Annotated in this window: 12 protein-coding genes; 2 read left to right on the forward strand and 10 right to left on the reverse strand. The window is 70.2% G+C overall.

What is annotated here, in order from left to right; translation table 11 throughout:
- Positions 1-110 precede the first annotated feature (110 nt).
- Positions 111-1097 carry a GlxA family transcriptional regulator gene (locus tag AC1EJR_RS16695; RefSeq protein WP_092297267.1) on the forward strand — a complete coding sequence of 329 codons (987 nt, stop codon included), beginning with the start codon at positions 111-113 and terminating at the stop codon, positions 1095-1097.
- On the opposite strand, the gene AC1EJR_RS16700 is transcribed toward AC1EJR_RS16695, so the two are convergent.
- The 8 genes from AC1EJR_RS16700 to AC1EJR_RS16735 all read right to left on the reverse strand — a co-directional run bounded on the left by AC1EJR_RS16700 (position 1033) and on the right by AC1EJR_RS16735 (position 9663).
- Complete coding sequence (locus tag AC1EJR_RS16700; protein ID WP_477113412.1) at positions 1033-2277, reverse strand: MFS transporter; 1245 nt, start codon at positions 2275-2277, stop codon at positions 1033-1035. The genes AC1EJR_RS16695 and AC1EJR_RS16700 overlap by 65 nt on opposite strands.
- A gap of 32 nt (positions 2278-2309) precedes the next feature.
- On the reverse strand, positions 2310-3050 hold the full coding sequence (locus tag AC1EJR_RS16705) for an SDR family NAD(P)-dependent oxidoreductase (protein WP_441592908.1): 741 nt from the start codon (positions 3048-3050) through the stop codon (positions 2310-2312).
- A gap of 117 nt (positions 3051-3167) precedes the next feature.
- Positions 3168-4097, reverse strand: coding sequence for a LysR family transcriptional regulator (locus AC1EJR_RS16710; RefSeq protein ID WP_477105663.1), 930 nt, complete (start codon positions 4095-4097; stop codon positions 3168-3170).
- A gap of 24 nt (positions 4098-4121) precedes the next feature.
- On the reverse strand, positions 4122-5954 hold the full coding sequence (gene lpdA, locus AC1EJR_RS16715) for a dihydrolipoyl dehydrogenase (protein WP_477113413.1): 1833 nt from the start codon (positions 5952-5954) through the stop codon (positions 4122-4124).
- A gap of 103 nt (positions 5955-6057) precedes the next feature.
- The gene (locus AC1EJR_RS16720) at positions 6058-6969 is read right to left on the reverse strand and encodes a substrate binding domain-containing protein (protein ID WP_441592911.1); all 912 of its coding nucleotides are present in this window, start codon (positions 6967-6969) and stop codon (positions 6058-6060) included.
- Positions 6970-6999: 30 nt separating this feature from the next.
- Positions 7000-7866 (reverse strand): alpha/beta fold hydrolase, encoded by an 867-nt coding sequence (locus AC1EJR_RS16725; RefSeq protein ID WP_477113414.1) that lies wholly within the window; start codon positions 7864-7866, stop codon positions 7000-7002.
- Positions 7867-7998: 132 nt separating this feature from the next.
- Positions 7999-8640 carry a CGNR zinc finger domain-containing protein gene (locus AC1EJR_RS16730; RefSeq protein WP_477113415.1) on the reverse strand — a complete coding sequence of 214 codons (642 nt, stop codon included), beginning with the start codon at positions 8638-8640 and terminating at the stop codon, positions 7999-8001.
- A gap of 57 nt (positions 8641-8697) precedes the next feature.
- Positions 8698-9663: a LysR substrate-binding domain-containing protein gene (locus AC1EJR_RS16735; protein ID WP_454757702.1), complete on the reverse strand. Its 966-nt coding sequence runs from the start codon at positions 9661-9663 to the stop codon at positions 8698-8700.
- Between the two features lie 90 nt (positions 9664-9753).
- Between AC1EJR_RS16735 and AC1EJR_RS16740 the strand changes: the two genes are divergently transcribed.
- The gene (locus AC1EJR_RS16740) at positions 9754-11082 is read left to right on the forward strand and encodes a D-serine ammonia-lyase (protein ID WP_092297290.1); all 1329 of its coding nucleotides are present in this window, start codon (positions 9754-9756) and stop codon (positions 11080-11082) included.
- On the opposite strand, the gene AC1EJR_RS16745 is transcribed toward AC1EJR_RS16740, so the two are convergent.
- Both AC1EJR_RS16745 and AC1EJR_RS16750 read right to left on the reverse strand, forming a co-directional pair.
- The gene (locus tag AC1EJR_RS16745) at positions 11070-12053 is read right to left on the reverse strand and encodes a Bug family tripartite tricarboxylate transporter substrate binding protein (protein ID WP_441644251.1); all 984 of its coding nucleotides are present in this window, start codon (positions 12051-12053) and stop codon (positions 11070-11072) included. The genes AC1EJR_RS16740 and AC1EJR_RS16745 overlap by 13 nt on opposite strands.
- 162 nt (positions 12054-12215) lie before the next feature.
- Positions 12216-14537: a caspase family protein gene (locus AC1EJR_RS16750; RefSeq protein ID WP_441644250.1), complete on the reverse strand. Its 2322-nt coding sequence runs from the start codon at positions 14535-14537 to the stop codon at positions 12216-12218.
- Between the last annotated feature and the right edge of the window lie 7 nt (positions 14538-14544).

The raw sequence follows: 14544 nt of genomic DNA on the forward strand, positions 1-14544 counted from the left end.
TGAAACGAGTGTAGGAGCGGGAGTACCATGTCTTCAATCGTCGTAGTGCGACGTTTTGGGCCAAACCGGACGGATCGCGACGCGACAGCAATGCTCAGGGATTTTTCACCATGACCACCCCCCGCACCATCGTGCTGCTGGCCATCGAAGGCGTGCAGTTGCTGGATGTCTCCGGGCCCCTCGACGTCTTCGCGGAAGCCAATGCCCAGGCCGGCCGGCAGGTCTATGCACTCCAGGTGGTTGGCGTGCGGCGCGGGCCGATCCGGGCCTCGTCAGGCGTCCGGCTGCTGGCGGATCTGCTGGTCGAGGAAGACCCGCTCGGGGCGGCGCTGCCCCGTCCCCATACCGTGCTGGTGGCGGGTGCGCCACATGCGGGCGAGACCCCGACCGAACCGATCGTGCTGGACTGGATTCGCGCCGTGGCGCCGCGCGCACGCCGCTACGGCTCGGTGTGCAGCGGCGCCTTTCTGCTGGCCGATGCCGGCCTGCTGGAGGGGCGGCGCGTAACCACGCACTGGGCGGGCGCGGACCGGCTGGCGGCGCGTTTCCCGGGCGTGACCGTGGATGCCGACGCCATCCACGTGCGCGACGGCAAGCTGCGCACGGCGGCCGGCGTGACGGCGGGGCTGGACCTTGCGCTGGCGCTGGTCGAAGAGGATCTCGGGCGCGAACTCGCCATGCGCGTGGCCAGCCAGTTGGTGATGTTCTTCAAGCGGCCCGGCGGGCAGGCGCAGTTCCGCCGCAGTGCGGCGCCCGCGCTGGCCAACCGCTCGGCCTTGCAGGAACTCCAGCGCTGGGTGGCCGCGCATCCGGCGGATTCCCACGATGTGCCCAGCCTCGCCGCGCGCGTCGGCGTGAGTCCGCGCCACCTGACGCGGCTGTTCCGCGAGGAAGTCGGCGTCACGCCGGCCAGCTGGGTAGAAGCAGCACGCGTGACTGCCGCGCGGCAACTGCTGGAGGCCGGCCACCTCGCGCCCAAGCAGGTAGCGGGTGAGTGCGGCTTTTCGAGTGTCGATACGCTGCGCCGCGCGTTCATGCGCGTGGTGGGGGTGACGCCTGCGGACTATCGCAAGCGTCACGCCTCGACCGCCGATTGACGGCAGGCGCGGTCGGTCGCCCCAGCAACCGCCACGCCAGCACCGCCGACCCCGCCACCACGACTGCCGCCGCCACGCCGATCCATGCGATGCCGGGCCCGTCGATCACGCGCCCGCCCAGGATGGCCCCGATGCCGATGCCCGCGTTCGCGCCCGAGATATTGAGCGCGGAGCCCAGCGCCTGTGCCGAGGGTGCCGCCTGCATCAGCCGGACGTTATTGACGATAAACAGCGCCGATTGCGCGATGCCCCAGACCGCCAGCACCGCGAACAGGGCGGGCGACCACGGCGCGGCCCACGCCACCAGCGCCAGGCTGAGTGCCAGCCAGCCGCTGAACACCAGCGTCGCGCGCAGGGCGCTGCGGTCCACCAGCCGGCCGCCGAAATGGTTGCCGACCAGCCCCATCGCGCCGAACGCCATCAGCGTCCAGCCCACCGCCGGCCCGGACAGCCCGCCCAGCCGCTCCAGGAAATCGGCCAGATAGGTGTAGGCGATGAACATCCCCGTGAACGACAGCACCGACAGCGCCACGTGCCCGAGGATGGCCGGCTGCCGCGCCAGCCGTAGCTGCGCCGCGAACGGCAGCGGCGGGGTGGCGGCGGCGGTGGGCGGCAGGCGCGTCAGCAGCAGCGCCTTGACCAGCGCCAGCGCGGCCAGCACGCCGAAGGCGGTGCGCCAGCCGAAGGCATCGCCGATCAGCGTGCCGAGCGGAATGCCGAACACGGTGGCACCGACCATGCCATAGGCCATGATCGACAACGCCCGCCCGGCCCGGGCCGCGCCGAGCGCCGCCACGGCGGTCTCGCAGGCGAGCGACCAGAACACGGCCACGCCGAGCGCCGGCACCAGCCGCGCGATGGCCAGCACGCCGAGGTTCGGCGCAATCGCCGCCAGCGCGTTCGAGAGCGCGGTCAGCACGAGGATGACCACGAACACGCGCCGCCGCGCGTGCGGGCCGGTGTGTGGGCCGGTGTGTGGGCCGATGTGCGCCGCCACGCGCGCGGTCAGCAGCGGGCCGGTGACGGCCACCGTGAAGGCGAACAGCGAGACCAGCAGCCCGGCCTGCGCCACGCTGACGTGGAGGTCGCGCGCAAGCCCGGGCAGCAGGCCCACGATCAGGAATTCCGTGGTCAGCACGGTAAAGCCGGCCGCAGCCAGCAGCAGAATCGGCAACAACATGGGGGAGGAAACTCCTGAGGGGGATGGCGGCGTCAGTCGGTGAAGCCGCCATCGGTAAGGATCGACCGCCCGGTGACCCAGGCCATGTCCGGAGACGCCAGCGCCACGATCACACGGGCAACGTCCTCCGGCTCGGCCAGTCGGCCCAGCGGGGTTTCGGCGGCGAGGTGCCGCCGTTCGTCGTCGGGAATGCCCGCGGTCATGTCCGTGCGCGTGATAAACGGGGCGACGGCATTGACGCGGATGCGGCGCGCGCCAAGCTCCATGGCGAAGGCGCGGGTGAGGGCGTCCACGGCGGCCTTGCTGGCCGAGTAGACACTGGTCGGCGCGGTGGGCGCGTGCGCGAGGTTGCTCGACACGTTGACGATGCTGCCGCCATGATCCCCAAACAGCGGGGCGAAGGCTTGCGTCGTCAGCATCACGCTGAGCGCGTTGTTGTCGAACTGTTCGGCAAAGAATGCCGCGTCGAGTTCCGCCAGCGGGCGGGCGCCGAACACGCCGGCGTTGTTGACCAGCACGTCGATGCGCCCGTGCTGTTGCCCCACCGCCTGCGCCAGCGCGCGCACCGAGGCCGGATCGGCCACATCGGCCTGGAAGGCGTCCGCCTGCCCACCGGCGGCCCGGATCGCGGCCACCACGGCCTCCGCCGCCGCGCGTTGCGCCTTGTAGACCACCGCCACGTGGGCGCCGCGCGCCGCCAGCGCCAGCGCCGTGGCCTTGCCGATGCCGCGCGAGGCGCCCGTGACCACCGCTACCTTGTCTTGCAGGGACATGATTGTTGCTCCGTTACCAGGTTGTCGATGACGGACAAGGTAGCGGGGCGCCCCCGGTGCGGGAAGCCGGAAGACTGGAACGTCGCGTTCCGATTCTGGAACGGGTGGGCGAGGGAGTCAGCCCTCGTCGGGCCACTGCTCCCGGAGTAGGGCCAGCAGGGCGCGCACGGCGGAGGTCATGCCGCGCCGGCTCGGGTACATCGCGTAGATCGTGGCATCGCGCGAGCGTACCGCGCCGAGCACCGGCACCAGCGTGCCGGCTTCGATGGCGTCCCGGCACATCGTCATCGGCAACTGCGCCAGCCCGGCGCCGCGCATCGCCAGTTCGCGCATTGCCATCAGGTTGTCCACGGCAATCGCAGGCGTGATCGGCCAGTCGAACGGCTCGCCGGCATCGTCGACGAACTGCCACGGGCGCGGCTGCGCCAGCGTGCCTTGCGCCAGGCAGGGGTAGCCGGCCAGGGCGTCGAGCGAGGCGGGCAGGCCGGCGTCGCGGAACAGGTCAGGATGGCCGACCACCAGCGAGCGCGACGTGGCGACCGGCGTCGCCACCACGTCCTCCGAGGCCAGCGGCACCACCGCCGCGCGGATCACGAGGTCGAGCCGCTCCTCGGTCAGGTCCACGAAGCGGTTGGACAGCGTGAGCTGCACGCGCACCTGCGGATGCGCCCGCGCGAACGCGGCCAGAATCGGCGCGAGCGTGGTCTCGGCAATCAGCACGGAGGTATGGAGGTGGATCACGCCGGACGGCTCGGTCAGCGACTGGCGCGTCAGCGCGCCAATCTCGGCCACATGGGCCGCCGCCTGGCGCGCATGGCCGGCCACGGCCTCGCCCACGGGCGTCAGCCCGAACGCCTGCGTGGATCGGTGCAGCAGCCGCACGCCCAGCGCGCGCTCCAGCTCGGCCACGCGGCGCGAGAGGCGGGATTTGGCGATGCCGGTCTGGCGCTCGGCCGCGCTGAAGCCGCCGGCCTCCACTACGTGGAGGAACAGCAGCAGGTCGTCGAGGTGGGTGGCTGGGGGCGGCGGAGCGGTCTTGGCGTCCATGCCCCGCAGCTTATCACCGGGCCGCTACATGTTCAGCGCACGCTTCTGCACCGCCAGCGCGGCCTCGCGCATCACCTCGGACAGCGACGGATGCGGATGGCTGATCATGCCGATGTCCTCGGACGCCGCCTTGAACTCCATCGCCACCACGCCCTCCGCGATCAGGTCGGACGCATTGGCGGCGATGATATGCACCCCCAGCAGCTCGTCCGTCTTCGCGTCGGCAATCATCTTGATAAAGCCGTCCGGCCGGCCCATGCCCAGCGCGCGCCCGTTGGCCGACATCGGGAACTGGCCGGTGCGGATCTCGCGGCCCTCGGCCTTGAGCTGCGCCTCCGACTTGCCCACCCAGGCAATCTCCGGCTCGGTGTAGATCACCCACGGAATGCAGTTGTAGTCGATATGCGGCTTCTGGCCGTCGATCACCTCGGCCACCATCACGCCCTCGTCCTCGGCCTTGTGGGCCAGCATCGGGCCGCGCACCACGTCGCCAATCGCGTAGATGCCGGCCACCGACGTGCGGCAGTGATCGTCCACGGGGACGAAGCCGCGCGCGTCGGCGGCCAGCCCCACGGCCTCCAGCCCGAGGTTGTCCGTGTTCGGCACCCGGCCGATGGAGACGATCAGCCGGTCCGCGTCCAGTGTCTGCGCTTTGCCGTCCTGGTCGGTGTAGGCGATGCTCACGCCCTTGCCGCTGCGCTTGATCTCGCCGATCTGCACGCCGAGGTGGATGGCGAGCCCCTGCTTCTTGAACTGCTTGGCGGCCTCCCGGGCGATGGCTTCGTCCACGGTGCCGAGGAAGGTCGGCAGCGCCTCAAGAATGGTCACTTCCGAACCCAGCCGGCGCCAGACCGAGCCCAGTTCCAGCCCGATCACGCCCGCGCCGATCACGGCGAGCTTCTTGGGCACGGAATCGAAGGACAGCGCGCCCTCGTTGTCGGAGACGATGACGTTGTCCACCGGCACGTTAGGCAAGTGGCGCGCCCGGGAGCCGGTGGCGATGATCACGTTGCGCGCGGTGTAGGTCTTGGCCTTGGCCGCCCCCTCGCCCCCGCCCCCGCCCCCGCCCCCGCCCCCATCTTCACTGGCTTCCACGGTGACCACGCCGTTGTCCGCGCGGCTCTGCAACTTTCCGTGGCCCTTGATCCAGGTGACCTTGTTCTTGCGGAACAGGAACTCCACGCCGCCCGTGAACTTGTCGACAATGGCGGCCTTGCGCGCGATCATCGTGCCGAGGTCCAGCGTCACGCCCTTGACCTGCACGCCGTGCTCGGCCAGCCCGTGCTGGGCCTGCTCGAAGTGCTCGGACGAGGCCAGCAGCGCCTTCGACGGAATGCAGCCCACGTTCAGGCAGGTGCCGCCCAGCCGGGGCTTGCCGGCCGGGTCCTTCCATTCCTCGATGCAGGCCACGGTCTTGCCGAGCTGCGCGGCGCGGATGGCGGCGATGTAGCCGCCGGGGCCGGAGCCGATCACGATCACGTCGAAGTCAGCGGTGGCGGAAGCGGCAGCACCGGCGCCGCCGCCCTGCACGGCCGGGGCGGAGGCCGCAGCGGGAGCGGGTGCGGCCTTGGGCGGCGCTGCGGCGGTAGCCGGGGCCGAAGTCACCCCCGGCTTGCCTTCCGTATCGATGGTCGCAATCACCTCGTCGGCGTGCACGGTCGCGCCGTCCGGGTGGACGATGCTGGCCAGCACGCCGCTGGCGGGCGCAGGCACCTCCAGCGTGACCTTGTCCGTCTCCAGTTCCACCAGGATCTCGTCGCGGGTCACGGCCTCGCCGGCCTGCTTTTTCCATTGGATCAGCGTGGCTTCGGAAACGGATTCGGAGAGCTGCGGCACCTTCACTTCGATCGCGGCCATGGTCTTCCTTTTCTAGATGGAGTGACAAAGACCTTCAGTCTAGGAGAGACGCGAGACAGACATGTCGCCGACGCGGCGAGCGTTGCTAGGGGTTTACCCTGGATCAAGCCGCGAACTTGTCCACGAGGAAATCGACGAAAGCCCGCACCCGGCGCGAGACGTGGCGCGCGTGGGGGTAGAGCAGCATGAAGGGCCGCGTGCAGCCACCGTAGGCCTGCAGCACCTCCACCAGCGTGCCGTCGCGCAGGTCCTGCTCCACCACGAAGCGGTAGGTCTGGAACAGGCCGGCGCCGGCGCGGGCCAGCGTGGCGCCGCCCAGTGCGTCCTCGGCCGTGCCATAGGCGCCGGCGGTCACCATCTCCAGGGTCTCGCCCTCCTGCTGGAAGATCCATGGCAGGCGCCGGCCGCTGCTCGGGACATCGAACTGGATGCATTCGTGCGCCGGCAGGTCGTCCGGCGTGGCCGGCGTGCCGTGCTTGCGCAGGTAGGCGGGCGTGGCCACCACCACCATCTCGGCGTCTTCCAGCTTGCGGGCGATCAGCGTGGAGTCGTCGGGCGCCCGGCCGCGCACGGAGAGGTCGAAGGTGTCATCGGCAAAGTCCACATTGCGGTTGCTGATATGGATCTCGACGTCCACCTCGGGATAGCGCTCGCGGAAGGCCGGCAGCACCGGCAGCACGCGATAGTGGGCGTAGGGCGTGGGCAGGCTGATGCGCAGCCGCCCGGCGGGCGTGCCGTGCTGGCCGCTGATCTGGCGCTCGGCGTCCACCAGCTGCGCCAGCGCCGGCCGGCTCTGCTCGAAATAGACCCGCCCCTCGTCCGTGAGCCGGATCTGCCGCGTGGTCCGCACGAACAGCCGCACGCCAAGGCGCTCCTCCAGCCGGGACACACTGCGGCTCACCGCCGCCGGCGTGACCCCCGCCGCCACCGCCGCCGCGGTAAAACTGCTCAGTTCCGCGGCCAGGCAGAACAGTTCGATGCTGCCGAGCTGGAGGTCGTCGAATTGGCGCTTCATAGGGCAAAGAGGGAGGGGGTTAGCGGCGAATTAGCGAGCCAGCACGTCGAGAATCCGTTGGCCGATGTGCTGGCCATGCGTCTCCAGCGCGAAGTGGCCGGTGTCCAGCAACTCCACCACGGCGGTCGGGTTGTCGCGGCGGAACGCCTCGGCGCCGGGCGGGATGAAGAACGGATCGTTGCGGCCCCAGATTACCAGTGTAGGCACCTGCGCCTGGCGGAAGAACGCCTGGAAATCGGGGTAGCGCTTCAGGTTGTTGGCGTAGTCGAGGAACAGGTCGAGCTGGATGTCCTTGTTGCCGGGCCGTTCCAGCAGCGCCGCGTCCAGCGTGTACGACTCGGGCGCCACGCTGTCCGGGTCGGCCACGCCGTGCACGTACTGCCACTTCGTGCCTTCCAGATGGAGCATGGCGTCGTGCAGCACCTGCCGGTTGGCCGCGCTGGGCTCGGCCCAGTACTGGCGGACCGGCGCCCACGCATCGCCCAGCCCATCGAGATAGGCGTTGCCGTTCTGCGAGACGATGCCCGTCACGCGCTCGGGGTGGGCCACGGCCAGCCGGAAGCCGGTGGGCGCGCCGTAGTCGAACACGTACATCGCATAGCGCTCCAGCCCGAGGGCATCGACAAAGGCGCCGAGCGTGGTGGCGAGGTTGTCGAAGGTGTAGCGGTACTGGCGCGCGGCCGGCACCTCGGTAAAGCCGAAGCCGGGCAGGTCTGGGGCGATCACCCGGAAATGGCTCGCCAGTTGCGGAATCAGGTGGCGGAACTGGTGGGACGAGGTCGGAAAGCCGTGCAGCAGCAGCATCACGGGCGCCTGCGGGTCGCCGGCTTCACGGTAGAAGACGCGCACGCCGTCGGTGTCGGTGTAGCGGATGTGGACCTGAGGGGTGGCAGTCATGGCAATTCTCCGGAAGCGAAAGCGGAAGCGGGAACGAGGGCCGTCATCGGCTTGGTTCCGAAGTGTATGCCAATCTGGTAACCTGTCAAACTTAATTTTAACGGTTACCAACGAATGCCCAATGGCATGGCGTCATGCAGCGTCTTCATCGGCAGCCGCCTCGCGCTTGCGAAAGGCGGCGACCTTGTGGCGATTGCCGCAGACCGCCATGCTGCACCAGCGGCGCCGGTGCGACTTGGTGCGGTCATAGAACCAGAGCGTGCATTCGTCGCTCTCGCATTGGCGGACCCGCCCGAAGTCGCCGTGGGCGAGCAGGTCGGCGGCGGCTTCCGCCAGCGGCACCAGGCATTGCGCGGCGTTACCGGCGGCGTGGATGCGGGCGATGCGGACGCCGCCGTCGGGCAGCGGATGCACGGCCAGATGGCTGCCGCCGGCCGCCAGCGCGTCATTCAGCGGCGCCAGATCCGGCTTGCCGCCGGCCTTGCCGTCAGCCTTGCAGGCCACGATCAGCCGGACGGCCTCGCGCAGCGCGCGTGCCGCCGTCGCCAGCCCCTTGGGCGGCGCGGCGCGATCGTCGCCGGGCCAGAGCACCACCTGCTTCAGCCAGGCAAGCACATCGGCATCGGTCTGCCAGTGGTCGCGCGGCGTGGTGTCGGCCCGTTCGATGGTATTGAGCAGGTCCAGCGCAACGTGATCGGCCAGCAGGCGGGGGCCGGTTTCCGGGTTGGCCGCGGGATTGGCAGGTTTGGGGGGAGGGATGTTCGAGGCGGGCATGGCGTTCTCCTGTGCCGATCCAATGTAACCGATTAAATGCCAGTTTCCAAGTTACGGTTATTTGGGGGCTGAACCGTTCAGCGCCAGCAGGCGCCGTCGTGCCGTGTCGAAGGTGGCACCTTCGGCCAGCAGCCAGGCTTCGACCTCCGCCACCTGCGGCGAGGGTGTCGGGGCGCGCACCAGGTGGTAGGCGGCCTCGCTGCGCACATGCAGGCCCCACAGGTCCACCAGCCGGCCCGAGGCCAGTTCGTCGAGGACCAGCGCCGTGCGGCCCATGGCCACGCCCTGGCCGGCCAGTGCCGCGCCGATGGCTAGTTGGGACAGGTTGAAGTGCTGGCCGCCCGCCATGTCGGGCAGCGTCACGCCCGCGTGCCGCAGCCAGACCTGCCATTCGTGGCTCTCGCCGGCGCCTTCCCACGGGCTGGCGTCGTGCAGCAGCATCGAGGCGCGCAGGCCGTCCGGCGAACGGAGTGCCGGGTTGGCCGCCAGATAGGCCGGGCTGGCCACCGGCAGCAGCCATTCGTCGAGGAAGGGCGTGGCGCGGAGGTCGGGGTAGTGGCCGGGGTCGAAGCGCACGGCGGCGTCGATGCCCTCGCGCAGCATCCGCGAACGATCCAGCGCGTGGAACTCGCCATGCACGCGCAGGCCGATCTCCGGGTGCTGGCGGAAGAAGTCGCCCAGGCGCGGCGTGAGCCAGACCATGGCGAACGAGGGCGAGCAGGACAGCGCCACCGGCGGGCGATGCCCGGGTTTGCGCAGTTGCGCCAGCGTGCTATCCAGCGCCTGGAACGACTCGCGCGCCACACCGCGCAGCCGCTCGCCCTCGGGCGTCAGCACCAGCGCACGCGGCGTGCGCACGAACAGTGGCCGTTCGAGCCACTGTTCCAGCTTGTTCACCTGCTGGCTGACCGCGCCCTGCGTCACGCACAGCTCCCGGGCGGCCAGCGTGAAGCTGCCATGGCGCGCCGCCGCCTCGAAGCAGCGCAGCCAGCTCAGGACGGAGGCGTTGAGGGTGTTTGTCATCAGCAAAACTAATGGATGGATCAGTACAAATCGTTTGTCGGGCGGGGCGGGGGCGTCAACAATGAGTGGTCTCCTTCTCGTCCGCCTGCCATGACGCTCCATCTGTCCTCGATTTCGGCTGCATTGCTGGCCGACCTGCAAGCCGCCCGACCGCTGATGTGGACGAATCCGCACCGCAGCGCGGAGGCCGACGTCCAGACCGTGGTGGATGGGCGGCGCATTAGTCTAGCTGATATGCGTGCAGCACAGGCGCGGTTCGCCCGCTTCGCGCCGCTGCTGGTGCGGCTGTTCCCGGAGCTGGAGGCCAGCGCGGGGCGGATCGAATCCGATCTGCTGGGCGCGCCGGACATGCAACAGGCGCTCGGCCTGCCCACCCGCCACGGCTCGCTGTGGATCAAGGCCGACCACAGCCTGCCCATCGCCGGGTCGATCAAGGCGCGCGGCGGCATTCATGAGGTGCTCGAGTTCGCCGAGTCGCTGGCGCTGCGCCACGGGCTGGTCGATGTCGATGGCGACTACGGCGTGCTGGCCGACGCCCCGGCGCGCGCGCTGTTCGGCCGCTATCAGGTGGCGGTGGGGTCCACCGGCAACCTGGGCCTGAGCATCGGCGTGATGGCCTCGGCGCTGGGTTTCCGGGCGGCGGTGCATATGTCCGCCGACGCCAAGGCATGGAAAAAAGCGCGCCTGCGCGCGCGGGGCGTGGAGGTGGTCGAGCACACGGGCGACTACGCGGCGGCGGTGGCCGCTGGCCGGCGCGAGGCGGAGGGCGATCCGCACTGCTACTTCGTCGATGACGAGCGCTCGCTCTCGCTGCTGCTCGGCTACAGCGCTGCGGCGCTGCATCTGCACGATCAGCTCGAAGCGGCCGGCCTGCGCGTGGACGCGGACCATCCGCTGTTCGTCTACCTGCCGTGCGGCGTGGGTGGCGCGCCGGCTGGCATCGCCTTCGGGCTCTGGCAGTTGTATGGCCCGCACGTGCATGCGTGCTTTGTCGAGCCGACCCAGTCGCCGTGTTTCCTCGTGGAGATGCTTGCACCCGGCGCCTCGGTCTATGACGTGGGCCTGACCAATCGCACCGAGGCCGATGGGCTGGCCGTGCCGCGCGCCTCCGAGCTGGCCGCGGAGGCCATGGGCCCGCTGCTGGCCGGGGTGTGCACGGTGCCGGACGAACGGCTGTTCCTGGACCTGCACCGGGTGCGCGAGACGGAAGGGCTGCGGATCGAGCCATCCGCCGCCGCCGGCTTCAGCGGGCCGCGCATGCTGACGGACAGCGCAGCCGGCCGCGCCTACCTCGCCCGGCACGGCCTGGACACGGTGATGCCGCAGGCCACCCATCTGGTGTGGACGACCGGCGGCCTGTTCGTGCCGCCGGACGAGTACGCCCGATTCGCCGAACGCGGCGCCGCCTACTCGGGCTGAATCCCCGCCAGCTTGATCATGCGCTGCCAGTTGCCTTGATCCTCGACGATGGCGCGGGCCAGCTGCGCGCCTGGCGCCGGGTAGGCATTGGTGCCGCGCTGGGCGTGGTGGGCGGCGGCTTCCGGCGAATTGACGAATTCGAGCGTCCAGGCCTGCAGCTTGTCCAGCACCTCGGGCGGCGTGCCCTTGGGCGCGAACAGGCCGGTCCAGCTCACCACGGTGATGGCCGGCAGGCCCGCTTCGGCCATGGTCGGCACATCGCCCATGATCGGCACGCGGCGGTCGCTCATCACGGCCAGCGCGCGCATCTTGCGTGATTCGATCATCGGCACGGCGGCGGAGATCTCCAGCACGGTGAAGTCCAGCGTGCCGCCGAGCAGGTCGGGCAGCAGGTTGGCCATGCCCTTGTAGGGCACGTCCTGGGTGCGGATGCCGGCGGCATCGTTGAAGGCGGCCAGCATCACGCGATAACCGGCGCTGCTGGTGCCGTAGTTGAGCGTGCCCGGCTTGGCGCGCGCGGCGGCGGTCAGGTCGGCCACGGTGCGGTAGGGCGAGTTTGCCGATACCACCAGCGCCACGGGCACGGTGGAGAGGCGCGCCACGGGCACGAAGTCGCGCGGGCTGTACGGCATCGACTTGAACAGGTAGGGGTTGGCCGCCATGGTGGAGGCCGACGCGAACAGCAGCGTGTAGCCGTCCGGTGCGGACTTGGCGACGTAGTCCGCCGCGATGATGGTGTTGGCGCCGGGCTTGTTCTCGACGATAAAGCTGCGCCCGGCCTTCTTGTGCAGGTATTTGGCGAGCAGGCGGGTGTAGTCGTCGATGCCGGTGCCGGCGCTGGTCACCGAGACGATCTTGACCGGCCGCTCGGGGTAAGCCTCGGCATGGGCGGGGGAGGGTGCCGTGGCGGGTAGGGCACCCAGCAGGATGGCGGCGGCCAGCCACCGCGTCGGGAAGGTATTGCGTAGCATTCCGGTCTCCGTGTCAGTGCAGTCGAGCGATGCGCGATCATGGCGCCGGAGGCCAGCTTCAGACCTCCCCGAGGCGGGGGGGCAGGGTCTGCCCGTGGTTTTGATCCTCGCCGTCATTCTCTTCCTTCCTCTCTCCCTTCCTGTTTCCCTTCCTCTTTCCCTTCAGGCCGTCAGCACCCGCAGGCCCGCAGGCGGCACGCTCGCGCGGAGTGCCCGGGCCGGCACGGTGCGCAGGCTATCGGTGGCGGTCTGGCGCACGCTGTCGTCGGCAGCCCAGACCATCAGCGGTGGCAGGGCGGTCTGCGCCACCACGCGCCGCCACATCGCCTCGGGAATCCAGTCCTCGCGCCGCTGCGCCGCCTTCACCAGCAGCTTCCAGCTCCGCTGGAACATCGGCGGGCCGGTCAGCGGGCCGAAGCGCCGCAGGCTCGCCGTCGCGCATTGCTGGCCGAGCGCGGCGACATCGGGATGGTGATCGCCCACCAGCTTGCGCAGGCGCGTCACCACCACATCGAGCCCGGACATGTCACGGCCCGGGTCGCGCTCCCGCTCCACCAGCAGCAGATGGCCGCCGATCATCCCGGCAATCGGGTTGGTGCAGTTGCGCAGCAGGATGTCCTCCAGCTCGGGGCTCAGGATGCGCCGCTCATCGGCCAGCGCCAGCCGGGCGGTCTCGATGATCTTCTCCAGCGTGGCATCGGGCTGCTGGTCTGGCCGCCGCATCATCAGCGACACCCGGGGCCGCGCGCTGGGCGCATGCTCGCCGGGCTGCGTGCGGCGCAGGACGTAGGCTTCCAGCCCCCACGATTCGCAGGCGATCAGGCTTTGTTCGATGACCGGGCCGTTGTCCACCTTCTGCCGCAGGTAGTAGGCGCCGGGCGTCACCGCCTGCACGGCGCAGGCGTGGGAGTCCGCATCGGTGTTGCGCGCGCTGCCGCGCTCCATGCTGATGACGAGGTTGTCGTCGGCATCCACCACCTGCACGTCCCGCCAGGGCGCGATGTTCTGCTGGGGCACCTCGGCGCTGCTCGCCGCGCGCGCCATGACCATCAGCGTGGCCTGTTTGCCGTCGCCCTCGCTCTGCAGGCGCAGTGCGGTGGCCAGCGCCACCTGCCGGTCGCGCTCCTGGGCGCCGTCCTCCGGCAGGCCCACCGGCGGCAGCACCGACGAGGCGGGTTTGGCGATCTGCGCGACGGCCAGCGGCGGGCGGTCACTGTCGAGCAGGATCACGTGCTGCGCCAGGCTGCGCCCGATCCGCGTCTTGATCTTGAACAGCCCGAACGGCAGCGGCGTGGAGAGCTTCGACATGCCGTTGTCGACCAGCGAGAAGCGGCTGTCGATGACGAAGATCTCGGCGGCGGGGTCGGCCGGGTCGATGTCGAGCGGGAACATCGTGCCGTCGGCGGCCTGCGTGACGGGCGGGCCGGATGCCGTGATGGCAATCGACACATCGTTGGTCACGTCGAATCCCTGCCGCAGGCCGGCTTCGGCCACCTCCACCACGTACAGGCCCGGCGACAGGGGCAAGGTCATGGCGGGCTGCGCGGTCATCGCCTCCGCGCGGGGCGGCGTGCCAGACCACAGCCGCAGCGGCTTGCCGGCGGCCTCGGGCGGCAGGGTGAGCGTGACCGTGTAGCGCGGCGGCGCCACGCCGCGCGCGAAGATCAGGCCGGCATCCTCCTGCACGATCTCCGGCTCCTTGGCCACGTCGCCATCGCGCAGATGCGCCGGCGTCATGCGGGCGCAGAGGGCGTTGCGCAGCCAGTCCGCCAGGCTGCGCCCGGTGACGCGTCCGTTGGCGTCGGATGCCGCGCCGCGCAGCCCTTGCAGCAGCGCCCAGGTAAAGGCGCCGTGGATCTTGTCGCCATCTTCGGGAATGCCGATCTCGATGGCCTTGAGCGGGCGCTGCGCGGCGAAGGCGACGAACGTGGCCGCCGGCGGGTCCGTGGCCTGCACCGGGGAGAGCTGCGGGTCGCGCGGCTGCAGGAAGGAGACCCGGTTCATGCAGCAATCCATCCACAGCACGAACTCCCGGAAGTAGCCGGCGTCCTGCAGCCAGCTCAGCCAGCCCGTGGCGTGTACGTTGAAGGTGCCGAGCGTGGCGCTGGCGTTGGCCGCGAACAGGCAGCCGCGTTCGCGGCCCGGCGAGAAGCCGTGGCCGGAGACGAAGATATACAGCCGGCGGCCCACCCGCAGCCCGCGCCGTTTGGCCTGGTTCTCCCGGGCGATGGCGTTGAGCCGGCCAAAGGCGGTTTCGATCTCGTCGGTGGTCGGCAGCGCGGTGTCGCCCGCCTCGGTCAGGCGGGACTTGATCACCTGGATCTGGTCCTCGCTGGCGAAGGCGCCGCCGTTGGGGTCCATCAGCCACGCCTTCACCGCATCGACATCGTTCGCGGGCCCGTGGAGATTCGCGTCCGCGCCCGGCTCGCCGAGCTGCGGGTAATGATTGATCCCGATCAGGATGGCTTGGTCGTCGGCATTCATGGCGCGG

The sequence above is a fragment of the Cupriavidus sp. 05T42 genome, assembly GCF_056396345.1.